Source organism: Streptomyces sp. CA-111067, from assembly GCF_050956065.1.
Classification (GTDB): Bacteria; Actinomycetota; Actinomycetes; order Streptomycetales; family Streptomycetaceae; genus Actinacidiphila.
This window is the reverse complement of record NZ_CP192103.1, coordinates 7,322,221-7,349,051: the sequence shown is the minus strand read 5'-3', so window position 1 is coordinate 7,349,051 and position 26,831 is coordinate 7,322,221. Positions and strand designations below refer to the sequence as shown.

The 26,831-nt window shown below is 70.5% G+C and carries 21 protein-coding genes; 8 read left to right on the top strand and 13 right to left on the bottom strand.

All coding sequences use genetic code 11. The features are described from left to right. Positions 1-95 precede the first annotated feature (95 nt). The 11 genes from ACQPW6_RS32550 to ACQPW6_RS32500 form a co-directional block, all read right to left on the bottom strand. Positions 96-959: a DsbA family protein gene (locus ACQPW6_RS32550; RefSeq protein WP_433893295.1), complete on the bottom strand. Its 864-nt coding sequence runs from the start codon at positions 957-959 to the stop codon at positions 96-98. 129 nt (positions 960-1,088) lie between these two features. Then, entirely contained in the window at positions 1,089-3,020 is a 1,932-nt protein-coding gene (gene dxs, locus ACQPW6_RS32545; protein WP_433893294.1) for a 1-deoxy-D-xylulose-5-phosphate synthase, read from the bottom strand. 213 nt (positions 3,021-3,233) lie between these two features. Then, positions 3,234-4,538: a sugar ABC transporter permease gene (locus ACQPW6_RS32540; protein ID WP_433893293.1), complete on the bottom strand. Its 1,305-nt coding sequence runs from the start codon at positions 4,536-4,538 to the stop codon at positions 3,234-3,236. Then, positions 4,535-5,323, bottom strand: coding sequence for an ATP-binding cassette domain-containing protein (locus tag ACQPW6_RS32535; RefSeq protein ID WP_433893292.1), 789 nt, complete (start codon positions 5,321-5,323; stop codon positions 4,535-4,537). Before ACQPW6_RS32535 ends, ACQPW6_RS32540 begins: the two co-directional genes overlap by 4 nt. A 244-nt stretch (positions 5,324-5,567) precedes the next feature. After that, positions 5,568-6,659, bottom strand: a complete 1,092-nt coding sequence (locus ACQPW6_RS32530) for a sugar ABC transporter substrate-binding protein (protein WP_433893291.1) — start codon at positions 6,657-6,659, stop codon at positions 5,568-5,570. 139 nt (positions 6,660-6,798) lie between these two features. Beyond that, on the bottom strand, positions 6,799-8,004 hold the full coding sequence (locus ACQPW6_RS32525; protein WP_433893290.1) for an ROK family transcriptional regulator: 1,206 nt from the start codon (positions 8,002-8,004) through the stop codon (positions 6,799-6,801). Between the two features lie 263 nt (positions 8,005-8,267). Continuing rightward, positions 8,268-9,203: a carbohydrate ABC transporter permease gene (locus ACQPW6_RS32520; protein ID WP_433893289.1), complete on the bottom strand. Its 936-nt coding sequence runs from the start codon at positions 9,201-9,203 to the stop codon at positions 8,268-8,270. A gap of 10 nt (positions 9,204-9,213) precedes the next feature. After that, positions 9,214-10,140: a carbohydrate ABC transporter permease gene (locus ACQPW6_RS32515; RefSeq protein ID WP_433893288.1), complete on the bottom strand. Its 927-nt coding sequence runs from the start codon at positions 10,138-10,140 to the stop codon at positions 9,214-9,216. A gap of 40 nt (positions 10,141-10,180) precedes the next feature. Continuing rightward, a complete protein-coding gene (gene ngcE / locus ACQPW6_RS32510) occupies positions 10,181-11,605 on the bottom strand; it encodes an N-acetylglucosamine/diacetylchitobiose ABC transporter substrate-binding protein (protein WP_433893287.1) in 1,425 nt (474 codons plus the stop codon). A gap of 499 nt (positions 11,606-12,104) precedes the next feature. Then, positions 12,105-14,849: an aconitate hydratase AcnA gene (acnA, locus tag ACQPW6_RS32505; RefSeq protein ID WP_433893286.1), complete on the bottom strand. Its 2,745-nt coding sequence runs from the start codon at positions 14,847-14,849 to the stop codon at positions 12,105-12,107. A gap of 172 nt (positions 14,850-15,021) precedes the next feature. After that, positions 15,022-16,161, bottom strand: coding sequence for a PP2C family protein-serine/threonine phosphatase (locus ACQPW6_RS32500; RefSeq protein ID WP_433893285.1), 1,140 nt, complete (start codon positions 16,159-16,161; stop codon positions 15,022-15,024). Between the two features lie 154 nt (positions 16,162-16,315). Between ACQPW6_RS32500 and ACQPW6_RS32495 the strand changes: the two genes are divergently transcribed. The 3 genes from ACQPW6_RS32495 to ACQPW6_RS32485 all read left to right on the top strand — a co-directional run bounded on the left by ACQPW6_RS32495 (position 16,316) and on the right by ACQPW6_RS32485 (position 20,219). Beyond that, entirely contained in the window at positions 16,316-17,329 is a 1,014-nt protein-coding gene (locus ACQPW6_RS32495; protein ID WP_433893284.1) for a class I SAM-dependent methyltransferase, read from the top strand. After that, a complete protein-coding gene (locus tag ACQPW6_RS32490) occupies positions 17,326-18,579 on the top strand; it encodes a hypothetical protein (RefSeq protein ID WP_433893283.1) in 1,254 nt (417 codons plus the stop codon). Before ACQPW6_RS32495 ends, ACQPW6_RS32490 begins: the two co-directional genes overlap by 4 nt. A 110-nt stretch (positions 18,580-18,689) precedes the next feature. After that, the gene (locus ACQPW6_RS32485) at positions 18,690-20,219 is read left to right on the top strand and encodes a UDP-N-acetylglucosamine 1-carboxyvinyltransferase (protein WP_433893282.1); all 1,530 of its coding nucleotides are present in this window, start codon (positions 18,690-18,692) and stop codon (positions 20,217-20,219) included. Positions 20,220-20,280: 61 nt separating this feature from the next. On the opposite strand, the gene ACQPW6_RS32480 is transcribed toward ACQPW6_RS32485, so the two are convergent. Further along, entirely contained in the window at positions 20,281-20,679 is a 399-nt protein-coding gene (locus tag ACQPW6_RS32480) for a hypothetical protein (RefSeq protein WP_433893281.1), read from the bottom strand. Positions 20,680-21,267: 588 nt separating this feature from the next. Here ACQPW6_RS32480 and ACQPW6_RS32475 point away from each other — a divergent pair. Continuing rightward, positions 21,268-22,191 carry a hypothetical protein gene (locus ACQPW6_RS32475; RefSeq protein WP_433893280.1) on the top strand — a complete coding sequence of 308 codons (924 nt, stop codon included), beginning with the start codon at positions 21,268-21,270 and terminating at the stop codon, positions 22,189-22,191. Positions 22,192-22,208: 17 nt separating this feature from the next. Beyond that, a complete protein-coding gene (locus ACQPW6_RS32470) occupies positions 22,209-22,655 on the top strand; it encodes a peptidase inhibitor family I36 protein (protein WP_433893279.1) in 447 nt (148 codons plus the stop codon). Between the two features lie 30 nt (positions 22,656-22,685). Here ACQPW6_RS32470 and ACQPW6_RS32465 read toward each other — a convergent pair whose 3' ends face one another. After that, positions 22,686-23,564 carry an alpha/beta fold hydrolase gene (locus tag ACQPW6_RS32465; RefSeq protein WP_433893278.1) on the bottom strand — a complete coding sequence of 293 codons (879 nt, stop codon included), beginning with the start codon at positions 23,562-23,564 and terminating at the stop codon, positions 22,686-22,688. Positions 23,565-23,720: 156 nt separating this feature from the next. Between ACQPW6_RS32465 and ACQPW6_RS32460 the strand changes: the two genes are divergently transcribed. The 3 genes from ACQPW6_RS32460 to ACQPW6_RS32450 all read left to right on the top strand — a co-directional run bounded on the left by ACQPW6_RS32460 (position 23,721) and on the right by ACQPW6_RS32450 (position 26,818). Further along, a complete protein-coding gene (locus ACQPW6_RS32460) occupies positions 23,721-25,709 on the top strand; it encodes an AfsR/SARP family transcriptional regulator (protein ID WP_433893277.1) in 1,989 nt (662 codons plus the stop codon). A 123-nt stretch (positions 25,710-25,832) separates the two neighbouring features. After that, entirely contained in the window at positions 25,833-26,213 is a 381-nt protein-coding gene (locus tag ACQPW6_RS32455) for a hypothetical protein (protein ID WP_433893276.1), read from the top strand. Between the two features lie 122 nt (positions 26,214-26,335). Beyond that, positions 26,336-26,818: an ATP-binding protein gene (locus ACQPW6_RS32450; protein ID WP_433893275.1), complete on the top strand. Its 483-nt coding sequence runs from the start codon at positions 26,336-26,338 to the stop codon at positions 26,816-26,818. Positions 26,819-26,831 lie beyond the last annotated feature (13 nt).

Here is a 26,831-nt window from a genome sequence, read left to right as displayed (position 1 = left end):
ACCCGATTTCGCATAAAACTTGACGAAATCAGGCATTTGCCTAGTTGAAGGTGTGACGCGCCCGACCGCGGGGAACGGTGTGAACCGAGGGTGTGTCAGCTCAGCGCGGGGGTGGGAGCGGGGGTCGCCTGGAGCTTGATCACCCGTGCGGCCTCCCTCATCACCAGGGTGTGCAGCCGCTGCGGGTCCAGGGCGCCGTGCACGGTCACCCCGTTGATCTGCACCACCGGGGCCGCGGTGCCGACGCCGGAGGCCAGGAAGTCGCGCTGCGCGGCCAGCACCCAGCCCTCGTGGTCCTTCTGCTCCACGCACGGGTCGAACTTGCCGAGGTTGAGCTTCCCGGTCTTCCGGCCCAGCTTCTTGATCAGGGTCTCGTTGGCGAGGCTGTCGGTGTGCGGGTCGGGCTGGTTGTTGAACACCTGCTCGACGAACTGGTCGAACCGGCCCTGGTCCTGGGCGCAGGCCGCCGCGTTCGCCGCGACCTGGGCGCCGTGGCCGCCGTACTGCTTGTCGGTGGAGATGACCATCCGGTAGTGCAGCTGGGCCTGGCCGGTCGTCAGCAGCTGGGCCAGCATGTCCTGGTACTCGGTGGCGAACGCCTTGGAGTCAGGGCTGCGCAGGTCCTCGTAGATGGTGATGGTGACCGGCACGGCCGGCCGCACCGGCACCGCGAAGTTGGGCCCGGTCGGTGTCGGCGTGGGGCTCGGGCTGGGGCTCGCGGACGAGGTGGGGGCGGTGCCCGGCGGGATCCAGGCGGCGCCGACCGCGCCGCTGGGCGCGCTGATCTTGTCGTCCTTGGTGCTGCGCACGTGCGCCCCGATCAGCGCGGACCCGCCGAAGACCACGACCATCGCCATGATGCCGATGGCGTAGGGACGGAGCCGCTCCACGGGGCCCCTGCGCTTCTTCTTGGGGCCCGGCTTGCCGGCCTGCTTGTCGGGTCCCTTGGACTCCGTCATGACTCCGCCACCTCGATCGTCCCGCTCTGCTCTCGCGCATTTTTACCATCGCTCCCCGGGGCCGCCCGACCCCGGGGGGCGGTGCCGCCGGCCACCGCCGGGCGCGGTGGCACGGACCCGCAGGCCCGGTCAGTCGCGGGCGACCTCGCCGGCCCGGTCGGTGGCGGCCTCGTCGGCGAACCTGCCGTCGATGGTGGCGACCAGACCGGTCACCTGGCGGGCGATGTCGGGAGCGGTGAGGCCGATGGCGGCCAGCACGTCCTTGCGCGAGCCGTGCGCCAGGAACTGCTGCGGGATGCCGAAGTCCCGCAGGGGGATGTCCACTTCGGCGTCACGCAGGGCCTGCGCGACGGCGGAGCCGACGCCGCCGACCCGGCCGTTGTCCTCGACGGTGACCACCACGCGGTGCCTGGCGGCCAGCGCCGGCAGCTCGGGGTCGACGGGCTTGACCCAGCGCGGGTCCACCACGGTGGTGGTGATGCCCTGCGCGTCCAGCAGGACGGCGATCTCCAGGCACATCGGGGCCAGCGCGCCCACCGACACCAGCAGCACGTCGGGGCGCTCGCCCTCGGACGGGGCGCGCAGCAGGTCCATGCCGCCGATCCGGCCGACGGCGGCGACCGCGGGGCCGACCGCGCCCTTGGAGTAGCGCACCACCGTGGGCGCGTCCTCCACCGCCACGGCCTCGCGCAGCTGGGCGCGTACCTGGTCGGCGTCGCGCGGCGCGGCGATCCGCAGTCCTGGCACCACCTGGAGGATCGACATGTCCCACATGCCGTTGTGCGAGGCGCCGTCGCTGCCGGTGACGCCGGCCCGGTCAAGGACGAAGGTCACGCCGCACTTGTGCAGCGCCACGTCCATCAGCACCTGGTCGAAGGCCCGGTTGAGGAAGGTGGCGTAGACCGCGACGACCGGGTGCAGCCCGCCGGTGGCCAGGCCCGCCGCCGAGACGGCGGCGTGCTGCTCGGCGATGCCGACGTCGTAGACCCGGTCGGGGAACGCCTTGGCGAACTTGGTCAGGCCGACCGGGTGCAGCATCGCGGCGGTGATCGCCACCAGGTCGGGGCGCTCCTCGCCCAGGGCGAGCATCTCGTCGCCGAAGACCGAGGTCCAGTCGGCGCCGCCGGCCGCGATCGGCAGGCCGGTGTCGGGGTGGATCGGGCCGATGCCGTGGAAGCGGTCGGTCTCGTCGCGCTCGGCCGGGGTGTAGCCGCGGCCCTTCTCGGTGATGCAGTGCACGATGACCGGGCCGCCGAACCGCTTGGCGCGCTGGAGGGCGGACTCCACGGCCTCGATGTCGTGGCCGTCGATCGGGCCGAGGTACTTCAGGCCCAGGTCCTCGAACATGCCCTGCGGGGTGATGAAGTCCTTCAGGCCCTTCTTGGCGCCGTGCAGGGTCTCGTAGAGCGGCCGGCCGATCAGCGGGGTGCGCTCCAGGACGTCCTTGGTGCGGGCCAGGAACTGCTCGTAGCCGTCGGTGGTGCGCAGGGTCGCCAGGTGGTTGGCCAAGCCGCCGATGGTCGGCGAGTAGGACCACTCGTTGTCGTTGACCACGATCACCAGCGGGCGGTCCTTGGCGGCGGCGATGTTGTTCAGCGCCTCCCAGGCCATCCCGCCGGTCAGCGCGCCGTCACCGATGACGGCCACCACGTGGTCGTCCTTGCCGCGCAGCTCGTTGGCCTTGGCCAGGCCGTCGGCCCAGCCGAGCACCGTGGAGGCGTGGCTGTTCTCGATGACGTCGTGCTCCGACTCGGCCCGCGAGGGGTAGCCGGACAGCCCGCCGGTGCTCTTCAGCTTCGCGAAGTCCTGCCGCCCGGTGAGGAGTTTGTGGACGTACGCCTGGTGCCCGGTGTCGAACAGGATCCGGTCGGCCGGTGAGTGGAAGACCCGGTGCATCGCGATCGTCAGCTCGACCACGCCGAGGTTGGGCCCCAGGTGGCCGCCGGTCTTGGAGACCGCGTCTACGAGGAAGGCACGGATCTCGGCGGCGAGCTCGACGAGCTGCTCACGGCCGAGCCGGTCGAGGTCACGGGGTCCGTTGATACGGGTCAGCACTGCCACCCGTTCCTCCTCTGCCTGTCGCGCCGGCCTATCTGGCCGATCCGACGAGTCTAATGTTCCCGCCGCGCGGTCGTTCGCCGCACGGTGCGATGTCTGTCACGGCCACGTATCGGTCCGGTGCCGGCGGCGGGAGAACGCGAAGCCGCCGGGCGGTCCTGGAGGTCCAGGTCCGCCCGGCGGCTCGTGGTGCGATCGCGGTGTACCGCGGGGGTGTTACGCGCGGCCGGAGGCCTTCTGGGTGCGGCGCGCCACCGAGTCCACGACCACGGCGGCGAGCAGCACCGCGGCGGTGATCATGTACTGCAGCGAGGTGCTCATGTTCAGCAGGTCCAGGCCGGTGGTGATGGACTGGATGACCAGCATGCCGAGCAGTGCCGACCAGACGTTGCCGCGGCCACCGAACAGGCTGGTGCCGCCGATGACGGCTGCGGCGATGGCCAGCATCAGCAGGTTGCCGGTACCGGCGCCGAGGGTCGCGGTGCGGGTCTCGCCGGCCAGGAACAGGCCGCCGACGGCCGCGAAGCCGCCGGAGATGGAGAACACCGCCATCCGGATGGCGGCGACGTTGATACCGGCACGGCGGGCGGCCTCGATGCTGCCGCCGACCGCGAAGACCTTGCGGCCGAAGGTGGTGCGGCGCAGCACGAAGTCGCAGATCACCAGGGCGGCCAGGAAGATCACCAGCACGTTGGGGATGCCGGAGGTCTTGTTCAGCACGTAGGCCACCACGTAGCCGACGATGGCCAGCGCCACGACCCGGACGATGATCTCGCTGGTCGGCCGGAACGGGATGCCGGCCTTGCGGCGGCGGGTCTGCTCGACCAGCGAGCCGGCCAGCAGCGCCGCCACACCGAGGGTGGCCAGGATGTAGGCGCCGGCCACGTCGGAGTCCAGGAAGAACGAGTTCTGGCTCAGGATGTGGATCGGGCCCTTGTCCTGGATGGAGAGGCTGCCGGTGTCACCGAGGATCCACAGCATCAGGCCGTTCCAGCCCAGGTTGCCCGCCAGGGTGACGACGAACGCGGGTACGCCGATCTTGGCGAAGAAGAAGCCCTGGATGGCGCCGATGATGACGCCCGACAGCACCGTCAGGAGCAGCGCCAGCCACGGGTTCATCCCGTGCGTGGTGGCGAAGACCGCGAAGATCGCCGCCGACAGACCGCTGATCGAGGCCACCGACAGGTCGATCTCGCCGAGCAGCAGGACGAAGACCAGACCCAGGGCGATCATGCCGGTCGCCGACAGGTAGTAGCTGATCGTCGTCATGTTGGACGAGCTCAGGAAGATGTCGTTCTTGAGCTGGAAGATCGTCCAGATGATGATCAGACCGACGATGACGGGCAGCGAGCCCAGCTCACCGCCGCGCAGCTTGCGCTTGACCTCGCTGATGTAGCCCGCGAAGCCCTTCTCGCGGACCAGCAGCCGCGGGTCCACGGCGGCGGCGACGGCGGCCGGCTGTGCGTCCACCGACGCCCGGCCCCCGTGCTTCCCCTTGGAGAGTGTGGTCTTGTCGCTCACTGGGCCGCCTCCGTGTTGCGCGCCATCCGGCGGGTCACGGCGTTGTCCGTAGCACCGGTGATCGCTGCGATGATCTGTTCGTTCGAGGTGCTCTTCACCGGGAAGGACCCGTTGTTCCGGCCCAGCCGCAGCACGTGGACGGTGTCGGCGACCGCCGTCACGTCGGCCATGTTGTGGCTGATCAGGATCACGCCGAGGCCGCGTTCCCGCAGCCGCTCGACCAGGTCGAGGACCTGGGCGGTCTGCTCGACGCCGAGGGCGGCGGTCGGCTCGTCGAGGATGACGACCTTGGGGTCGCCGATCAGGGCGCGGGCGATCGCCACGACCTGGCGCTGGCCACCCGACAGGCTGGCGATCGGGATCCGCACGCTCGGGATCCGGATGGACAGGGTGTCGAGGAGTTCGCGGGCGCGCTGTTCCATCGTGACCTCGTCCAGCGATCCGAACCGGATCACCTCACGGCCGAGGTAGAGGTTGCCGACCACATCGAGGTTGTCGCACAGGGCGAGGTCCTGGTAGACCGTCGCGATTCCCAGGTGCTGGGCATCCTGCGGCCGGTTGATGGCGACCGACCTGCCCTCCCACTCGATGACGCCGGAGTCGATCGGGTGGACACCGGCGATCGTCTTGACGAGCGTGGACTTGCCGGCGCCGTTGTCGCCCACAAGGGCGGCGACTTCGCCGGGTTGGACCTCCAGTTCGACATCGGTGAGGGCCTGGACCGCACCGAATCGCTTGGAGATTCCGCGCAACGCCAGCACGGGCGTAGCGGACACGTGAACCATCTCCTTCGCCGCCTGACCGGCGGGGATGCCGCGCACTTGGACAGTCGCGGTAGAACGTGCTCAATGCACAGGTTTACAAGATGAACAGGTTAGAGGTAAGACCTCTTCCCCAACTGCTTGTCCCGCAAGCGATTCCGCCCGGTGCCCCACCCCCGGCAGCGGGGTGATTGGTGGAGGTGGGGCACCGGACAGGCTTCACGGGGCGGCCGGGGCCTTTCGGCCCCGGCCTGTCACCGGCGAGAGGTTAGCTGATGCCGGCGGCCTTGCAGGCACTGGCGAACTCGGCGGTGCAGATCTGGGCCACGGTGTACAGCTTGTCCTTGATCACCGTGTCCTTGATGTTGTCCTTGGTGACGGCGGTGGCGCCGATGAGCAGGGCCGGCACGGTCTGGCCGGAGCCGCTCTTGGCGGTGGTGGGCGTGACGGACTTGAAGTCCTTGCCCTGCAGCAGGTCCACCGCGATCTCGGCGGTGGCGTCGGCCTCAGGCGCGTACGCCTTGTAGATCGTGGCGCTCTGGGTGCCCGCCAGGATCCGCTGGATGCCGGGGAGCTCCGCGTCCTGACCGGTCAGCGGCGGGTTGATGCCCGCGCCCTTGAGGACCGTGGCGATACCGCCGGCCATGCCGTCGTTGGCGGAGTAGACGCCCGCGATGTTGTTCTTGCCGATCTGGGTGAGGGCCGCGGACATCTTCTGGCCGGCGACGCTGTCCTTCCACAGACCGGACTGCTCGTAGGCGATCTTCACCTTGCCGTTCAGCACCTTGTGGGCGCCTTCCTTGAACTGCGCGGCGTTGGGGTCGGCCGAGTCGCCGTTGATCATGACAACGTTGGCGGACGGGGTGGCCTTGGCGCCCATCGCGGTCAGCAGGGCCTGGCCCTGGAGCTCGCCGATCTTCTCGTTGTCGTACGAGACGTAGGCGGAGACGGGGCCCTGGGCGAGGCGGTCGTAGGCGACGACCTTGATGCCCTTGTCGACCGCGGACTGGATGGAGGACTGGATGCCGACCGAGTCCTGCGGGTCCACGATGAGGACCTTCACGCCGCGGGTGATCATGGTGCTGACCTGCTGGGCCTGCTTGCTGGCGTCGCCGGCGGCGTTCGCGTAGTCCACGCTGCAGTCGGAACACAGGGACTTGATCTTCGCCGTGATCAGGGGCCGGTCGAACTTCTCATACCGCGTGGTCGCGTTCTCGGGAAGCAGCAGGCCGATGGTCTTGTCGGCCTTGGCACCGCTGCCGGAGTCCTTCTTGTCGCCCGCCTTGCCACACGCGGCCATGGTGAGCGCGATCGAAACGGCGGCCGTTCCGACGACGATTCGACGCGTCATTGCGTTCATGTGAGGTTGCCTCCCTGACAGGGCCGCAACACCGCGGCCGAGATGGTCGTGAGTCAACTCCGGCTGACGCCCTGTCGTCAAGAAGTAAACACTTAACGAGATGGCAACGGCGCGTTTCGTTAGCTGTGTGAACGCTCAGTTATGCCGAGAATGCGGGCGTATCAACCGGGGTGTTTCCATCCAACAGTGTAGAATCACCCATCTCGGACAGCACTAGGGCAAGTGCCCCCAAAACCTCCGCCCGCGCGCCGAGCGCTCCCGGCACCACGGACAGCCGCTGGGCCGCGCTGGGGATCGCGTAGCGCGACACGGACTCCCGTATCGGGCCGAGCACCAGCTCCCCCGCTTCGGCCAGATCCCCGCCCAGCACCACCCTGCTGGGGTTCAGAAGGTTGCACAGGCTCGCCACTCCCATGCCTATGTGGCGGCCCACGTCGCCGATCACCCGGCGGCAGCCGGGGTCACCCTCACGGCCCAGCTGAACCATCCTCGGCACCGTTAGGCCATCCCCGTGACTGCCCCGCAGCAGCTCCAGAACGTAGCGCGCGGCGGTGAAGGTCTCCAGGCAGCCGCGGTTGCCGCAGCGGCAGACCGGGCCCGACTCGTCCAGCGTGATGTGACCTATCTCGCCCGCCGTGCCGCCCGGCCCGCGGTAGATCCGGCCGTCTATCACCAGGCCGGCGCCGACCCCGCTGGCCACCTTGATGTAGGCCAGGTCCCTGACCCCGCGGCCGCCGCCCCAGACCAGCTCGCCGAGCGCGCCCAGGTTGGCGTCGTTGTCCACCTGGACCGGCACGCCGAGCCGGTCGGCCAGCTCCTGGCGCGGATTGATGCCGGTCCAGCCCGGCAGGATCGCGGTCGAGCCCAGGGTGCCGGTCTCCATGTCGATCGGCCCCGGCACGCCGAGGCCGACGCCGAGCACCTTCTCGGCGCCGATGCCGGTGGACTCCACCAGCCGTCCCACCAGCTGCTCGGCCCGGTCGAAGCCCTGCTCGGCGGAGACGTCCACATCGATCGGCTCGGACTGCTCGGCGAGCACCTGGTGGGCCAGGTTGCCGACCGCCACCCGCAGGTGGGAGTGGCCGAAGTCGACACCGACGACGATCCCGGCGTCGCCGGACAGCGCCACGCTGCGGGCCCGCCGGCCGCCCGAGGAGGTCGAGGTGACCTGCACGGTGCCGGTGTCTCTGAGCTCCCTGACGATGTTGGAGACGGTGGCGGCGGACAGTCCGGTGCTCCGCGCGATCTCTGCCTGGGTGAGCGATCCGGCAAGCCGGACGGCACGCACGACACGCTCCAGGTTGGCCCGGTGCAGCGACGACTGCGATCCCGGAGTCTCGACCACGACAATCACTCCTGCCCGGCGGGAGGAGTGTTCTCCGCCCGCCCGCACGGACGCGACCGCACCGGTTGTCACACCAGCGAGACCCCGTCGTCTACAACATGTGAACTCTAAGTTGAGTGTTTGCGGTGATGTCCCGTCAAGGGGGAGAACCACACCGTTATCCGAAACGGGCGGGAACGCCACGCAGCGGCTCCGCACGGTGGCGGAGCCGCTGCCGGCTGCGAACGCGTTCTGGCCGCGACTTCGGCTGCTGCGGAGCCGTACTACTTCAGCGCCCCCGCGGTCAGTCCGGACTGCACCTGGCGCTGGAAGACGATGTAGACCGCCAGCACCGGCAGCATCGCGATGGACAGGCCGGCGAACAGGCCCGACCAGTCTCCCTGGTAGCCCTGCTGCACCGACAGGTCGGCCAGACCCTGGGTCAGCACCCACTTGCTGGTGTCGCCCTGGTTGAGCACCAGCGGCAGCAGGTACTGGTTCCACTGCCCGAGCACGTTGAAGATCCCGATGCTGATGATGCCCGGCTTGGCCATCGGCACCATGATCTGGAAGAACGTACGGGTGTGGCTCGCCCCGTCCACCAGCGCCGCCTCGGCCACCGACGTCGGCAGCGTTCTGAAGAACGACGTCATGAAGAAGACGGTGAACGGCAGCGAGTAGGCGATGTAGACCAGGATCAGGCCGGGCAGCGTGTTGAGGATGCCCAGGTTCTTCGTGACGAAGAACAGCGGCACCAGCACCATCACCACCGGGAAGGCCATGCCGCCGACGAACAGGAAGTAGATGAAGCGGTTGCCGAAGAACTCGAACCTGGCGAGCACGTAGGCGGCCATCGAGCCGAACAGCATGGTGCCGACGGTCGAGCAGCCGACCACGAACACCGTGTTGATGAAGTAGCGGCCCATGTGCGCCTTGGTCCAGGCGCGGGACCAGCTGTCGACGTGCGGGTGCAGCGGCAGCGACCAGGGGTGCGACAGGATGTCGCCCGAGGTCTTGAACGAGCTCCACAGCGCCCACAGCAGCGGCACGGCCACCATCAGCGCCCAGATGAAGAGGAAGCCGTGACTGAAGACGTTGAGCACCACGCCCTCGCCGCCCCAGCGGTGCTTGGCCGCCGCGTCGGGCACCGGCTTGCGGGCCGACTCGTCGGAGTTCTTGTCCGCCGGACCTGGCGTGTCTTCGAAAGTCTCTGCGGTCATCGCGCCACCCCTAGAACTCGATGCGCTCGCGGCGCGACAGCCGCAGCGTCAGTACGGCGAACAACAGCGTCACGATCAGCATCGCGACACCCATCGCCGCCGCCATGCCGTACTGGCTGTTGTCCCGGAACGCCGTCTTGTACAGCAGCAGCGGCACCACGTCGGTGGTCTCGCTCGGCCCGCCGTTGTTGACCGACATCAGCTGTACGAAGGCGAAGCCGTCCATGGCGATGATGCCCATGTAGACCCAGCCGGTGGCCACCGTGTCACGCAGCAGCGGCAGCGTGACCCGGAAGAAGGTGACGAGCCGGCTGGCGCCGTCCAGCAGCGCCGCCTCGTAGATCTCTGTGGGGATCGAGGCCATGCCGGCCGAGAAGAGCACCACGTAGAAGCCGACGTTCGCCCACACCATCACGGCCATGATGCAGGCCAGCGCGATGTTCGGGTCACCCAGCCAGACCTGCTGCAGGCTGCTCAGGTGCAGATGTCCGAGCAGCGAGTTCAGCAGGCCGTTGTCCGGGTCGGGGTTGTAGATCTGCTCCCACAGCACCGCGATCACGGTGACCGACAGCACCTGCGGGAAGAAGTAGACGATCTTGTAGAGGCCCGCGCCCCGAACGCCGGCGACCGACGCGCTGCCCTTGCGCCGGCCGCCGACATTGAGCATGAAGGCGAAGAAGAGTCCCAGCGAGAGCGTCACGATCGGCACGATCAGCAGCATCAGGACGTTGTGCCAAAGCGCCTTCCAGAAGAGGTTGTTGTGGATGATCTTCTGGTAGTTGTCCAGGCCGATGTAGTGCTTTTCGGGGGTCAGCCCGCTCCAGTCCGTCAGCGAGATCTGGAAGTCCTGGACGAAGGGCGAGATCACAAGGACCGCGTACAACGCCACAGGAACTGCCAGAAACCCGATGATGAACCGGTACTTGCCGTGTCGCATAGTGCCGGTCGCTCTCGTCTCAGCCGTCAGGGGAGGGTGGTCACACGTGCTTGAACTTGGGCACGGACGAGTCCTTCTTGGTCGCGTCCGCCCCCTTCTGTGCGCCTTCGATCCACTTCTTGGCGTCGATCTTGCCGGTCAGCAACTGGAGCGTCAGGTTGCCCAGGGTCTCCTGGTTGAGCTTGACGTACCAGTCCTGGAGCCGGGAGTTGAGCACGTTCGTCGAGGCGGCCGACAGCGCCTTGGAGGCGGAGGCCAGGCCCGGGGTGAGCGTGAGGCCCTCGGCGGCGCCGGTGATGCAGGTCAGCGACTTGGTGGTGTTGGTGAAGTTGTCGGTCTGCTTCTTGCTCATCATGATGCGCAGCAGTTCCATGCCGCCCACCGGGTTCTTGCCGTTGGCGGCGACGATGTACGGCTCGCCGGCCGCCGCGTAGACGGTGCCGAACGGCAGCTTGTCGGAGGTGCCGGCGCCGACCAGCGCGCCGACGGCGAGGTCGAAGTCCTTCGGCATCGTCGGGGCGGCCTCGTTCTCCACCCAGGAGCCGTCGGCCACGATGGCGGCCTTGCCCTTGGTCCAGGCGGTCTGCATCTGGATGTGGGTCATGCCCTCGGAGCCGGTCATGAAGTACTTCTTGGCCGCGACCTCCTCGTAGTACCCGATCACCTGCTTGACGGCGTCCACCTGCCAGGCGCCGTCCTCCAGGTCGTCGATCGCGTTGAGGACGTCCTTGCCGCCGATCTTGCCGATCTGCGCGAGCAGGTCGAAGTGCACGTAGTACGGGTACTTGCCGGGGTAGGTGAAGAGGGCGATGTTGTCCTTCTTCGCCTTCGCGCCGAGCGCCAGCGCCTGGTCGAAGGTCTGCGGGTACTCCCAGCCCTTCGCCTGGAACAGCTTGTTGGAGTACCAGCCGCCGTAGACGGTGAACGCGTAGTTGAACGCGTACATCGCCGTGGTGCCGAACTGGCCCTGCTCGACGGTGCCGGCGATCAGGACGTCGCGGACCTTCTTGCTCGGGTCGTCGAGGGTGGGGGCGTTCAGCAGCGCGGTGAGGTCCTGGAGCTTGCCCTCCTTGGCCAGCGCCGCGGTGTCGAGGTTGTCGGCACCGGAGTTGTCCATGACGTCCGGCGGGGTGTTGGAGGCGAAGCGCGGCTGGAGCTTCGGGCCCAGGCCCTGGGTGCCGGTGTGCTTGACCTTGATGCCGTACGTGGTGTTGTAGTCGGCCTCGGCCGCCTTCACGTACGCGTCGCCGAAGCCGCCCTTGAAGATGAACGCCTCAAGAGGCGTGCCCTTCTTGACACCGAGCGGGTTGCTCGCGCTGGTGGCTCCGGTCGGAGCGGCCTTGGCGGGCTTGTCGTCCCCGCCAGAGCTGGCACACGCGGCCAGCAGCGTGCTGGACGGAATCGCCACCACGCCGATCGCCATCGCTCGCTTGAGTGCGTCACGCCGGTTGAACTCGGATCCCATGCTCAAGTCCTCGCCTTCTCCAGGACTCATGCGGTGCAGCGGAATCCGCCGACGCCCGCGAACAGTTGAAGCTTGAGTGAAGCCGTGCATCCGGTGAGGTGGGGAACGATACCGGCGACCGGCCGTGCCACCCGGTCGAAAATCCCCCGCCCCGGACCCGCTGTGCGCGGGTTCCCCAGACGCCGACAGGTATAGTCCACTTCTCTCCGGCAGGGCAAGATCGGGAGCCCGTTTGGTCGGGAAGCTTTCCCGAGTTGAGACCTGTCCGAAACGTGGGACGGCGAAACCGCAGGTGGCACGTGCCGTGCGGGCACTTTGGGCTGTTTTGAGCAATGAGTGGTCACTGCGGGGTCCCCGAGGGCCGGCGGGCAGCTGACGGGACGCAGAAGGGCCGCGCCCCCGTTCGGAGGCGCGGCCCTGAGGGTGCCGCCGGGCTCATGTCAAAGCCCTTGCCGTGCCCACTCGTTGAGACGTTCCGTCAACTAGTGAACGCGGGATCTCACTTGCGGATCAGCGACCGCAGCACGTACTGCATGATGCCGCCGTTGCGGTAGTAGTCCGCCTCGCCGGGGGTGTCGATCCTGACCACCGCGTCGAACTCCACGCCGGTGTCGGTGGCGACCTTGACCGTACGCGGGGTCTGCCCGTCGTTCAGCGCGGTCACACCGGTGACGGAGAAGGTCTCCTCACCGGTCAGGCCCAGGCTCTGCGCGGTGGTGCCCTCGGGGTACTGCAACGGCAGTACGCCCATGCCGATCAGGTTGGACCGGTGGATCCGCTCGTAGGACTCGGCGACGACCGCCTTGACCCCGAGCAGTGCCGTGCCCTTGGCCGCCCAGTCGCGCGACGAGCCCGAGCCGTACTCCTTGCCCGCGAGCACCACCAGCGGGATGCCCTGCTCGATGTAGTGCGCGGAGGCGTCGTAGATGTACGCCACCGGGCCGTCGGGCTGGGTGAAGTCGCGGGTGAAGCCGCCCTCGGTGCCCGGTGCGATCTGGTTGCGCAGCCGGATGTTGGCGAAGGTGCCGCGGATCATGACCTCGTGGTTGCCGCGCCGCGAGCCGTAGCTGTTGAAGTCGCGGCGGTTGACGCCGTGCTCGGTGAGGTACTGGCCCGCCGGGGTGTCGGCCTTGATCGCGCCGGCCGGGGAGATGTGGTCGGTGGTGACCGAGTCGCCGAGCCTGGCCAGCACCCGGGCGCCGGAGATGTCGCTGACCGGGGTGGTCTCCATCGCCATGCCCTCGAAGTACGGGGGCTTGCGCACGTAGGTGGACTCCGGGTCCCACTCGAAGATGTCGCCCGTGGGGATCGGCAGCGCCTGCCACTGCGCGTCGCCCGCGAAGACGTCCTGGTAGGACTTGTTGAACATGTCCTCGCCGATGGCGTTGGCGACCACGTCGTTGACCTCGGCCTCGGTCGGCCAGATGTCGGCCAGGAAGACCGGCTTGCCCTCGGCGTCGGCGCCGATCGCGTCCCGGGTGATGTCCACCTTCATCGAGCCCGCGATGGCGTAGGCGACCACCAGCGGCGGCGAGGCCAGGTAGTTCATCTTCACGTCCGGGTTGATCCGGCCCTCGAAGTTGCGGTTGCCGGACAGCACCGCGGCGACCGCGAGGTCGGCCTCGTTGACCGCCTTGGAGACCTCCTCGGGCAGCGGGCCCGAGTTGCCGATGCAGGTGGTGCAGCCGTAGCCGACCAGGTTGAAGCCCAGCTTGTCCAGGTACGGGGTGAGGTTCGCCTTGTCGAAGTAGTCGGTGACCACCTTCGAGCCGGGGGCCAGCGTGGTCTTCACCCACGGCTTGCGGGTCAGGCCCCGCTCCACCGCCTTCTTGGCCACCAGCGCGGCGGCGACCATGACGTACGGGTTGGAGGTGTTGGTGCACGAGGTGATCGCGGCGACGGTGACGGCGCCGTGGTCCAGCTCGTAGGTGTCACCTTCCGGTGTGGTGACCAGGGTCGGCTTGGTCGGCACCCCTCCCCCAGAGCCTCCGGCCTGGGAGGTACCCCCAGGCCGCGTAGGAGCGTCCGAGGCCGGGAAGGACTCCTTGCCGGCCTCCTCGTCGTCGGTCACGTAGTTGCGCACGTCGCGGGCGAACTGCTCGGCGGAGCGGGACAGCTCGATCCGGTCCTGCGGGCGCTTGGGTCCGGCGATGGACGGCACCACCGTGGACAGGTCGAGCTCCAGCTTCTCGGAGAAGTCCGGCTCGGCGGCCGGGTCGAGCCACAGCCCCTGCTCCTTGGCGTACGCCTCGACCAGCGCCACCTGCTGCTCGTCGCGGCCGGTCAGCCGCAGGTACTTCAGCGTCTCCGCGTCGATCGGGAAGATCGCCGCGGTGGAGCCGAACTCCGGCGACATGTTGCCGATGGTGGCGCGGTTGGCCAGCGAGGTGGCGCCGACGCCCTCGCCGTAGAACTCCACGAACTTGCCGACCACGCCGTGCTTGCGCAGCATCTCGGTGATGGTGAGCACCAGGTCGGTGGCCGTGGTGCCGGCCGGCAGCTCGCCGGTGAGCTTGAAGCCGACCACCCGCGGGATGAGCATCGACACCGGCTGGCCGAGCATCGCGGCCTCCGCCTCGATGCCGCCGACGCCCCAGCCGAGCACGCCCAGGCCGTTGACCATGGTGGTGTGCGAGTCGGTGCCGACCAGGGTGTCGGGGTACGCCTGGCCGCCGCGCACCATGACGGTACGGGCCAGGTGCTCGATGTTCACCTGGTGCACGATGCCGGTGCCGGGCGGCACCACCTTGAACTCGTCGAACGCGGTCTGGCCCCAGCGCAGGAACTGGTAGCGCTCCCGGTTGCGGCCGTACTCCAGCTCCACGTTCTGCGCGAAGGACTCCGGGGTGCCGAACCGGTCGGCGATCACCGAGTGGTCGATGACCAGCTCGGCCGGCGCCAGCGGGTTGATCTTCGCCGGGTCGCCGCCCAGCTCCTTGACCGCCTCGCGCATGGTCGCCAGGTCCACCACGCAGGGCACGCCGGTGAAGTCCTGCATGATCACGCGGGCCGGCGTGAACTGGATCTCCTGGCTCGGCTGCGCCTGGGAGTCCCAGCCGCCCACCGCGCGGATGTGGTCGGCGGTGATGTTCGCGCCGTCCTCGGTGCGGAGCAGGTTCTCCAGCAGCACCTTCAGGCTGTACGGCAGCCGGGCGGAGCCCTCCACCTTGTCCAGCCGGAAGATCTCGTACGACTCGTCGCCCACTCGCAGCGTGCTGCGGGCGTCGAAGCTGTTCGCCGACACGACTGTCTCCTTCATGCGTCGTCTTGCGTCTTGCGCGCGTCATCCCGTGATCCGCGTGGGGTCGATCCCGGCGGGGTCGCGGTGCGGCTCGGCATTTATCTCGATGTCGAGATAACTCTAGTACATACCCGCCGGGCGGTCATGCGTGGGCGGGGGTGGGAAGCGGGCGCCGTCACCGGGGCCGGGGCGGCGGGGTGGGCTGCTGGGGGCCGCGCTCGATGATCAGCAGGGCGGCGTCGTCGGCCGGCTGCCCTCCGGTGTGGGCGAGCAGGTCGAGGTGGATGTGGCGCAGCAGCGCGTCCGGGCCCGATCCGCGGAAGCCGGCGATCCGCTCGGCCAGCGGGTAGAAGGCGCCCTCCGGCGAGCGGGCCTCGACGACCCCGTCGGTGTAGAGGACCAGCAGGTCGCCGGGGTCGAACGCGAACGGGTCGGTACGCAGGCCCCCGACCGGCAGTGCGACGCCCAGCGGCGGCGCCGGCACGCTCGCGTACAGCGTCGTCACCTGGCGGCCGCGCAGCAGCAGCGGCGGAGGGTGGCCGCAGTTGACCATCTCGGCGTGCGGGCCGCCGTCGGGCAGGTCCAGCACCAGCGCGGTGATGAAGTGCTCGCCGGGGTCGCTGCGGGTGTCCGAGACCTCCTCCAGGTGCCGGGAGACGCTGTCCTCGATCGCCGCCACCAGGTCGGGCAGGGCGGCGTGCCGGTGGGCGCCCTCGCGGAAGGCGCCGAGCACCAGTGACGCCTCGCCGATCGAGGACAGGCCGCTGCCCCGGACGTCGCCGATGATCACCCGGGTGGAGGGGTGGGCGGCCCTGGTGGTCGCGAAGAGGTCGCCGCCGATCTGGGTCTCGTCCTCCGCGGTGAGATACAGCCAGGCCACCCGCAGCGGCCCGATCCGGCGGGGCGGCGGGCGGAGCAGCACCCGCTGTGCCGTCTCGGCCACCGACCGCGCCCGGCTCAGCTCGCGGTTGCGCCGGTCGCGTGCCATGCACACGAAGAACACCAGGACGGACAGCAGGGCGAGCGCGAAGGTCTGCGCCAGATGGTTGGCCGTGGTCAGCCCGCCGTGGAACCTGGCCCCGAACGCCTCGGCCGCCACCGCGAGCACGCCCGCCAGCGCGGTCAGCCGCGGCCCGGCCAGCGAGGCGGTGAGCGCGGGCGCGATGACCAGCAGCGCGCCCAGGTGGACCCGCTCCGGCAGCACCAGATCCAGCAGGGTGATCACCACGATCAGTGCGAACGGGATGACCACCAGCCGGCTGCGGCCCGTCGGCTGCTCCAGCAGGCGGTCCACCGATACTCGCCGTTCACCCATTTACCCCATATACCCCTTTTGGGAATATATGAACAGGATGTGCCTGCGGCGGCGGCCTTGATCCCCTTGCGCGCGCCCCGTGGTGCGGTGATACCAAAGAGAGTGACGCAACGTCATCTGGGCGTGCGCCGCGAGCCAACGGGGGTTGCCGGTCATGCGCGATGAGGTCGAAGGCATGCGCGAGGGGGTCGGGGTGACCGCATACCTCGTCAACGAGTCACGGGCCCGCCGCCCCGAACTCGCCCAGGACCCGCTGGCCGCCGCCTGGATCCCGGACGCCGACCGGCCCGCGGTCAGGGAGCTGTGGGACGGGTTCGCCGCCGCGGTCTACCCGCACGACGATCTGGTGGTGGCGCTGCGCGGACGGTATGTCGCGGACCTGCTGGCGGACGCGCTGCGTGACGACCCGGACACGGTGCTCGCGGTCTGCGGGGCCGGCTTCTCCTCCTATCCCTGGCTGCTGCCGTTCACCGCCGCGATCGAGGTGGACCTGCCGCACATGGCCGAGGCCAAGCGGCGCCGGGCGGCCGAGCTGACGGCGGCCGGCACCCTGCCGCGGCGGGACGTGGCCCACCTCGGGGCGGACCTGTCGCAGCCGGCGGACCGCGACGCGGTGGCCGGGGCGGTGCGCGAGCTGGCCGACGGGCGGCCGGTGGCGTACGTGGTCGAGGGCGTCCTCTTCTATCTGCCGCCCGAGCAGGCGGAGGCGGTGCTCACGCTCGGCACCGAGTTCGGCGACACCTCGCTGACCGCGGTGAGCTACTGGCCGGCCGCCGCCGCGGGCTCGCAGGTGCTGGCGGCGCAGCGGGACTGGTTCGGAAGCCGGGCGATCCCGGCGGAGGCCAGCTATCTGACGCACCACCAGCTGGCCGGGCTGCTCGGCGAGCCGGTGCGGGACGTCGGGCCGGAGGATCTGCAGCGGCACTACCTGGGACGGGTGGAGGTGGCGGAGGCCGGGCTGATCCCGGAGTACGTGGCGGCCGCCGGCCGGGTGGCGGCGGGCCCGATGGCGTCCGGCGCGATGACGTCGGCCGGATCGGTGGGGGCGGCCGGATCGGTGGCGGCGGGCTCGGTGGCGGCGGGCTCGGTGGCGGCAAGCTCGGCCCCCGCGGCCGGATCCGTTTCCGCGGCCGGCGCGGTGCCCTCCGCCCGCGGGGTGGCGCCATGACCGGCGTGCTGCACCTCCAGAGCCGGGCGTACCCGCTGCACCACCACTCCCCCGACCCCTCTTTAGACGTGGTGACGGTGCCGGGCTACGGCGACCTGCGCCCGGTGGCCGGCGAACTCGGCTCGCTCGCGTACAACCCGGACGCCACCATCGAGATCGATCTGACCGGGGCCGTCAACCCGGTGATCGACCTGCCCGGCACCGAGATCGTCGCCTGCCACGCGCGAATACTCAGCGCCGGCACCGTCCTGGTGGTCTACGCGCTGCGGCACGAGACGGATCTGCGGTCGCTGCCGCTGCCGGAACTCGACGCGCTGGACGCCAAGGTGAACCGGATCCTGCGGGAGGCCGACGCGCCGATCCTGTCGGCGGTGCTCGCCGCGGCCGTCGGCAGCGGGCTGATCAGCGGGCTCGCGCTGCGTCCCGACCTCGCGCTCGGCGGCGACCGGTCGCCGATCGACCGGCAGTCGGCCCGTTACAACGCGCACTTCGTCACCCAGGACCCGCCGTGGACGGCCGACCCCCGGGTGCCGCTGCTGGCCGCGGGCCCCGACTGCCGGATCCTGCTGCCGTACACCTACGCCTGGGACCACGACCCGGCCACCCCGCTGGCCGACCTGCTGACCATGACCGAGCCCGCGGACATCGCCGTCTCCCAGCAGTCGCTGCTCGTCGGGGCGCTGGTGGCCGGCCGCTGGGTGCTCGCGGACCTGGCCCGCGGCCATCCGGAGAGCGCCGACGTGCACGCCTTCCGGCGGTTCCTGGACGGGCTGTGGGCCGACTTCCACCACCTCGACGGCTACCGCATCGAGTCCACCCAGGCCCACCGGGCGACCTATCTGGCCGCGCGCGAGACGATCGGCCTCGACGACACCCAGGAGCGGGCCGACAAACTGCTCGGCTACGTCAGCAACTCGCTGCTGGCCGCGTCCTCGCAGCGGACCGAGGCGCTGGACAACCGGCTCAACCGGGTGGCCGCCGCGCTGACCGTGGTGAGCGCGGCCTCGTTCGGCCTGGACATCGCGGTGTTCGTGCTGCCACAGGTCTCGCTCGGCACCAAGCTCGCGGTGGTCGCCGGGCTGATCGGGATGGCGGTGTCCTTCCTGGTGGTGGCGATCCTGCCGCGCTCGTCCTGGTCGCGGCACCGGCGCGCGCCCGCCCCGCCGGCGGCCGTCCGCAGCAGAGTGCCCGCTCCCGCGTCCGCCGCCGATCCGCTGCCGGAGCCGGCCGTCGCTCCGGACGGCCCCTGAGGGATTGCCGTCCGGGCGGCGGCGAGTACCGTGAGGAGTGGTCACCCGGATGAACTACCCGAACAGTCCCCCGATTTGATCTATCTCATATTTGAGATAGCCTCGGATTCATGACCGACGACTATCTGGCACGCATCGGCAGGCTCATCAGGGACGCTCGACAGCATCGCGGCTGGACACAGGCGCAACTCGCGGAAGCGCTGACCACCAGCCAGAGCGCCGTGAACCGGATCGAACGCGGCAACCAGAACATCAGCCTTGAGATGATCGCCCGGATCGGCGAGGCGCTGGACAGCGAGATCGTCTCCCTCGGCTACGCCGGACCGATGCACCTGCGGGTGGTCGGCGGGCGCCGTCTTTCGGGCGCCATAGACGTGAAGACCAGCAAGAACGCCTGCGTGGCGCTGCTGTGCGCCACCCTGCTGAACGCCGGCCGCACCACGCTGCGCCGGGCGGCCAGGATCGAGGAGGTCTACCGGATCCTGGAGGTGCTCGACAGCATCGGAGTGCGGGCCCGGTGGATCAACGACGGCAACGACCTGGAGATCGTGCCGCCCGCCAGCCTCGACCTGGCCGCGATGGACACCGACGCGGCCCGCCGCACCCGCAGCGTGATCATGTTCCTCGGCCCGCTGCTGCACCGCACCGACCGGTTCAGGATCCCGTACGCGGGCGGCTGCGACCTCGGCACCCGCACCGTCCAGCCGCACATGAACGCGCTGCGGCACTTCGGCCTCGACGTGACCGCCACCGAGGGCACCTACCACGCGGAGGTGGACCGCTCGGTCACCCCGCACCGGCCGATCGTGCTGACCGAGCGCGGCGACACCGTGACCGAGAACGCGCTGCTGGCCGCGGCCCGTTACGAGGGCACCACCGTCATCCGCAACGCCAGCTCCAACTACATGGTGCAGGACCTGTGCTTCTTCCTTGAGGAGCTGGGCGTGCGGGTGGACGGCATCGGCACCACCACGCTGACCGTGCACGGCGTCGCCGAGATCAACCGCGATGTGGACTACTCGCCGTCGGAGGACCCGGTCGAGGCGATGAGCCTGCTGGCCGCGGCCGTGATGACCGAGTCGGAGCTGACCATCCGGCGAGTGCCGATCGAGTTCATGGAGATCGAGCTCGCGGTGCTGGAGGAGATGGGGCTCGACCACGAGCTGACGCCCGAGTACCGCGCGGACAACGGCCGCACCCGGCTGGTGGACCTCACCGTCCGGCCGTCCAAGCTGCGTTCGCCGATCGACAAGATCCACCCGATGCCGTTCCCCGGCCTGAACATCGACAACGTGCCGTTCTTCGCGGCCATCGCGGCCACCGCGCAGGGCTCCACGCTCATCCACGACTGGGTCTACGACAACCGGGCCATCTACCTCACCGAGCTGACCCGGCTCGGCGCCGGCGTCAAACTCCTCGACCCGCACCGCGTCCTGGTCGAGGGCCCGACCCGCTGGCGCGCCGCCGAGATGATGTGCCCGCCGGCGCTGCGCCCGGCCGTGGTCATCCTGCTGGCGATGATGGCGGCGGAGGGCACGTCGGTGCTGCGCAACGTGTATGTGATCAACCGGGGTTACGAGGACCTGGCGGAGCGGCTGAACACGATCGGCGCGCAGATCGAGATCTTCCGCGACATCTGAGGCCGCCCGCCTCAGCGGCCCCGGCCGCCCGGCCCGGCAGCCGGCCGGCCGGGCGGCTCCGCTAGTTGGTGGGGCCGCAGCCCGCTGACGCGCCGTTGTTGCCGAGGACGCACACATTGGCCGACTTGCCGGGCCCGTCGTAGTACCAGGCGCTCGACTCGGCTCCGTTGGTGGTGAGCCAGTGGTCGGTCACGATCCAGTTGTTGATCGTGATGTACGCCTCGCATCCGTTGGAGCCACCGGCGGTCGTCCACCGTATGTAGTCGTGCTTCGGCGAGCCCTGGAGCTGGATCTGCTCGGAGATCTTGCAGCCGGTGACCTTGATGGGGAACGTCCCCTCGACCATCGGTGAGACGACGGACGCGTGCGCGGCGGCACTTGCCGGGCCCGCTCCGGTCACGAGCACGCCTCCGGCCATCAGCGCGGTCGCGGCGAAAACGGTCGCGGTCTTCCTGCGCATGCGGTTCCTCCCCCTGGCACCGGACGGCCCGGCGCGCCACGCACGACATTGCACCCGTCGGCACGAGAGACGGTCAACGTGCCGGCCCGATAATGGCCGAGCCGCCCTCCTTGCCTTTTGCATGGCGAATGTGCCATCCCCTGGTGGGAAAGGTTCCGGATGGGGCGAAGCGGAATTCGTCGCGATGAGCGGTGCGGCGATCCCGTGGAATCGTGAAGATCACCGCGGGCGTTCCGCGAGGCGCGCCGAACGGAACCACGTGAGCGACGGTCGCCGTGTGCGAAGTGGAGTGTTCCGGCCGGTCGCGTGCCGCGCCGTCACCCGCAACGGGCGAGTGATCGAAATCGAGCCAGATGATCTGTGCGGACGTCCGGCTGTGCGATTTTTCGGTAACGTGCTTCCGCCGTCGTGATCACGCCACGCCGAATCGGAGTCTATACCTCCGAATGCGAATTGCCGAGTTCGTGCACACCGCGAGCGAGCTGAAAGGGCCATATGATACGCGTCAGCTCCGCGGTGCCGGGAATTCCTCCGACGAGGCGGACGACCCGCGGTGCTCGTCGCCGGACGGGCCGGTTCCGCCGCGGTGTGCCGCTGCTGCTGGGCGCGGCTCTGTTCCTGGTGGCCGGGTGTTCCGGGCACACACCCTCCGCGCCGTCCGCGGCGTCCACACCGGCTGGGGCGGCCGGCGGACCGGCCGGCGCGGCGCCCGTCCTCCTGAAGAGCGTCGACCTCCATCTCCCGGTGGAGACCTACCTGTTGTCGCCGGACGAGCAGAGCCGCCTGGACCACGCCCAGGCCCTGCTGGTGCAGCGGTGCATGCGCCGCTTCGGACTGCCGTACGAGGTCGGCTCCGGCGGCACCCCGGTCGGTCCGCGCGATCTGATGGACCGCCGGTACGGGGTGACGGACGAGGCCGAAGCCAGGGCCGACGGCTACCACCTCGGCGACCGGGACCCCCGTACGCGTCCGTCCGTGCCTCGCGCGGACCTGACGAGCCGGCAGAAGCTGGTGCTCTACGGAACGCAGGGCGGGCCGGCAGCGGCCGGGGCCACCTCCGTCCCCCGGGTGAACGGCGCGGCGGTGCCGCCGGACGGATGCGCCGGCGAGGCGCACCAGGTTCTCGTCCCCGCCGACCAGCCCGGCTCCGACGACCTGGCCCGTTCCACCAACGGCCGGACCTTCACCGCCTCCCGCGCCGACCCCGCCGTGCGGAAGGCGCTCGCGCGGTGGTCGGGCTGCATGAAGGCGAAGGGCTACCACTACCCCGACCCGCTGACCGCCATGGACGACAAGCGCTTCCAGGGGCGGACGTCCAACGGGCCGGAGCGCGCGGTGGCGACGGCCGACGTCGTGTGCAAGCAGCAGACCAACCTCGTCGGGGTGTGGTTCACCGTCGAGTCCGCCATGCAGAAGAAGGTGATCTCCCAGCACACGTCGCAATTCGCCGCAATGCTCGCCGGGAAGACGAAGAAACTCAAGGCCGCGGCTGCCGTCCTGGCCGCATCGTAAAGAGAAGGAGCACACCTGTGAAGCGACTGTCCTACCTCCTTGCCGCCACATGCACGGCCGCCGCGCTCATCCCGCTCGCCGCGGGCACGTCGACGGCCGCCGCTCCGCATTCCGCGCCGTCGAAAGCCGCGCACGCCACTGCCGCGCCCGCGGCGGCCAGTGCCTGCACCTCGGACTACTTCTGCTTCTTCTACAACTCCAGCGAGGGCGGGTCGCATGACGCGCTCCGCTCGAATGTGAGCAACCTCGCCGGCTACAAATTCACCAGTACCGGCGCCGGGCAGGGGCAGAGCGTCAAGAACAACGCGGCGTCGGCGGTCAACAACAACGAATGCACGGCGACGGTCTACTTCAACTCCAATTACGGCGGGGACTACGACGTCTTCGGGTACAAGGACTACGGTCAGCTCATCGACACCTACAACGAGGACGCCTCGCTGGGGTTCGCCACCTTCTGCGGCTGACGGCGCCGGGGTCCGGCCGGGTCGTCAGGGTCAGCGGGCGAGGAGGTCGCGGATCGCGGCGGTGATCCCGTCCGGGGCCTCCTCCGCCATGAAGTGGCCGGCCCCGGTCAGCCGGTGGTCGAGGTCGGGCGCCCATGCCTTCCACACGGCGGCGGCGTCGTAGCCGAGCTGCGCGCCCCAGTCCTGCTGGATCACCGTGACCGGCATCGCGAACTGCGAGCCGGCGTCGAGGTCGGCCTGGTCGTGGGCCACGTCGACGCCGGCCGAGGCGCGGTAGTCCGCCACGATCGACGGCACGGCGGCGGCGCTCGCGCGCAGGTACTCGGCGCGGATCTCGTCCGGGATCGCCGCCGGGTCCCGCGCCCACGCGTCCAGGAACGAGCCGAAGAACGCGTCCGCGCTGTTGGCGATCATCGTCTCCGGCAGCCCGGGCGGCTGCGCCATCAGGTAGAGGTGGTAGCCGACGGCGGCCGACACGCCGCGCAGCACGTTCCACATGTCCAGCGTCGGGACGATGTCGAGGATGCCGAGGTGCGTGACGGTCTCGGGGTGGTCCAGGCCGGCGCGGAACGCGACCAGGGCGCCGCGGTCGTGGCCGACCAGCGCGAAGCGCTCATGGCCGAGGGCGGCGGCCAGCGAGACGGTGTCGGCGGCCATGGTGCGCTTGGCGTAGGTGTCCGCGGTGCCGGCCGCCGGCTTGTCGCTGGCGCCGTAGCCGCGCAGGTCGGGGCAGATCACCGTGTGCTCGGCGGCCAGCCGCTCGGCGACGTGCCGCCACATCAGGTGGGTCTGCGGGAAGCCGTGCAGCAGGACGACGGGGCTGCCGCTGCCGCCGACGGCGGCGGAGAGCTGCACGCCGTCCGCGCCGGGGAGGCGGGTGTAGTCGAAACCGGGGATGGTGAGCGTCATTGCGGCTCCCTGAAGGGTGACGGGCAGACCGGGTGCTCCGGCTGGGCGGTCCGGCCGGGCGGCTGCCCTCGTGGACGACTCCACCGTGCGCGGCGCCGATGAGCAGCCGATCAGTACGGCCGCGCGGGCGGCATCTTGGTCGGCGAGGATGAGGCCATGCGGATCGACGTGCTCGGCGCGGTGCAGGCCCGGCAGGACGGTGGCGGGCGGAACGATGGCGGGCCGAACGATGGCGGGCGGATCGACCTGGGCGGCCCCCGGCACCGGGAGGTGCTGGCCCGGCTGGTCGCCGCCGAGGGGCGGATGGTCACCACCGGCGCGCTGATCGCCGACCTCTGGCCGGACCCGCCGGCCGGCGCCCTGGGCGCGCTCCGCACGTTCGTCGCCGCGCTGCGCCGCGCGCTCGAACCCGGCCGGCCGCCGCGCACGCCGCCTCGGGTGCTGGTCACGGAGGGCAGCGGTTACGCGCTGCGGCTGCCGCGTACGGCCGTGGACGTCTACCGGTTCGAGGACGCGGTGGCCGCCGCCCGGCGCTCCCCCGACGGCCCGGACGCCGTGCGCGACCTCGGCGACGTCCTCGCCTCGTGGCGCGGTCCCGCCTACGCCGACGTACCCGACGCCGGGTGGGCGCAGCGGGAGCGGACCCGGCTCGACGAGCTGCGCCTGCAAGCCGTGGAGCTGCGGGCCGGCCTCCTGCTGGACTCCGGGGATGACGAGGCCGGCCTCGTCGCCGGCCTCGGCGCGCACGTGGCGGAACATCCGTGGCGCGAGCCGGCCTGGGGCCTGCTGGCCCGGGCGCTCTACCGGGCCGGGCGGCAGGCCGACGCGCTGGCCGCGCTCCGCCGGGCCCGCGCCATGCTCGTCGATCAGCTCGGCCTCGACCCCGGCCCTGAGCTGCGCCGCCTGGAGAGCGACATCCTGAACCGGTCGGCGGCGCTCGAACCGTCCCGGCCCCCTGCGCAGCCCCTCCCCGCGGGCGCGGGCGCCGGTCTCGGCCCGCGGACGACCGTGGACCTGGCCCGCACCCTGGCGCTCGCGGGCGGCGACGCGCTGCTCTTCTCCCGCCGCAACCGCCTGGCCGCCATCGAGGCGGCCGAGCGGACCGGCGACATCACGCTGACCGCCCGGATCATCGGCGCCTACGACGTGCCCGCGATCTGGAGCCGGGCCGACGATCCGGAGCAGTCGGCCGCCGTGGTGTCGGCCGCCCGGCGCACCCTGGCCGCGCTCGGCCCGACAGGCCCGGCCGATCTGCGGGCCCGGCTGCTCGCCACGGTCGCCGTGGAGAGCCGCAGCGGAGACCTGTCGGACGGGGAGCTGGCGGACGCGCACCGGGCCGCGCGGGAGGCCGAGGCGCTGGCCCGGGAACTCGGCGACCCCGGGGTGCTGGCCTTCGCCCTGAACGGCGTCTTCCTCCAGACTTTCGCGCGCCCCGGCCTGGCCGCGCGGCGGGACATGATCGGGGCGGAGCTCGTCACGCTGTCCACCCGGCACCGGCTGCCGACCTTCGCCATCCTCGGCTCGCTCGTCCGGTTGCAGTCCGTGTCGGCCCTCGGCGACCTGGCGGCCGGGGAGGCGCACGCCCGCGAGGCCGAACGGATCGCCGCCGAGAACGAATCGCCGCTGGTGCCCGTCCTCACCGCCTGGTTCAGGGCCCGGGTGCTCGCCGCCCGCAGTACGGAGCCCGGCGGCCCCACCCCGGCGACCGCGGCGGCGGCCTACCGCGCGGCCGACAACGCACTCGCGGCAGCGGGGATGCCCGGCCTGCACCGCGGTCTGCTCCCGCTGTCCCTGCTGGGCCTCCGCCTGCTCCACGACCGCCCGGCGCCGACCGACCCGGCCCTCGACTGGGGCCCCTACCTCCCCTGGGCCCTGCCGCTGCTGCTCCTGGCCCAGAACCGTCCCGCCGCCGCGCGCAAGGCCCTGGCGGCAACGCCGCCGCCACCCCGCGACCACCTGCAAGAGGCCCTCTGGTCCCTGACCGCCCGCGCGGCCACCGACCTGAAGGCCCCCCTTACGGCCGCCCACGCAGCGGAGGCCCTCCGCGCCTGCCGCGCGGAACACGCGGGTGCGGCAAGCGGCCTGCTGACCCTGGGCCCGGTGAGCCGCTACCTCGCGGAGGCAGAAGCCTGCGCGGCCGGGTAGCCGGTCGCGTTACTCGAAGGCCGGCGCGTCACTGGTAGGCGCGCCGCAGCACCGCACGGTCGGCGTCCGCGCTGCCGGCCGAGGAGCCGGGCCGCCTCGGCCGCCACCGCGGGCAGCACCGGCATGGGCGAGGCCGGCTCGAACGCCCTGCGCAGCGTGGCGGCCAGCAGGGTGGCCGGATCGCTGTCCGAGTACCGGGCCGCGGTGAGGAAGCCGTGGAAGACGGCACGCCTCGACCGCAGGGAGGTGGCCTGGCTCCTTGAGGACCGCGGAGTCCTTGGCGAGCTTGCCGAGCACTTCGGATTCCCCCGTGTGGACCGCCCGCAGCAACGGCCGCTTCAGCAGGCTGAAATACTGCACGCGCGCGAGCACATGCAACCGCACCGTCTCCGGATCGGCGCGGACGGCCGCGACCAGCTCGTCCACCGAGGCGACGGCCGCCATTCCACCCGGCAGCGCGATTCAGGCCACCGCCGCGAGGTGCACCGCGGGGCCGGAGCGTAAAGAGGTTGTTCGGGTCATGGGTCTTTGGTCCCGGGTGGTGCGCGCCTTACGCCCCTGATATCCGGAATGGGCAATTCCTACGGTGGAGGTACCGCGACCGAGCCGTCCAGAACGGAGCCGTAATGACACACCCGACGCAGTGCACCGGTGATCTTCCCGACCGGTCCGCCCTCTGGCGGATCGGGCTGCCGCACTCACCCTCCGCCGTGCCGCTGGCCCGGGCCATGGTGCGTGATGTGCTGGCCGAGCTGGGGCAGGCCAGCGGGCCTGACACCGACACCGCGGAGCTGCTGACCGCCGAGGTGGTCACCAATGCCGTCGAGCACACCGACAGCGGGCCGATCGAGCTGTCCGTCGAGCTGCTGCCGCAGGGGTTCCAGGTCGAGGTGCACGATCCGGGGCACGAGGTGCCGTACGCGCTGACGTCGGTCGATCCCAGCAATCCGCTGATGCCGTCGCAGCAGGCCCAGATGGACCAGGAGGTCCCGAGGATCGAGGACCTGGCCGAGAACGGCCGCGGGCTGCTGCTGATCCGCGCGCTGAGCAGCGACTCCGGGTGCCGGCTGACCGGCACCGGCAAGGCCGTCTGGTTCACCCTGCGCTGACCGGGCCCGGCCG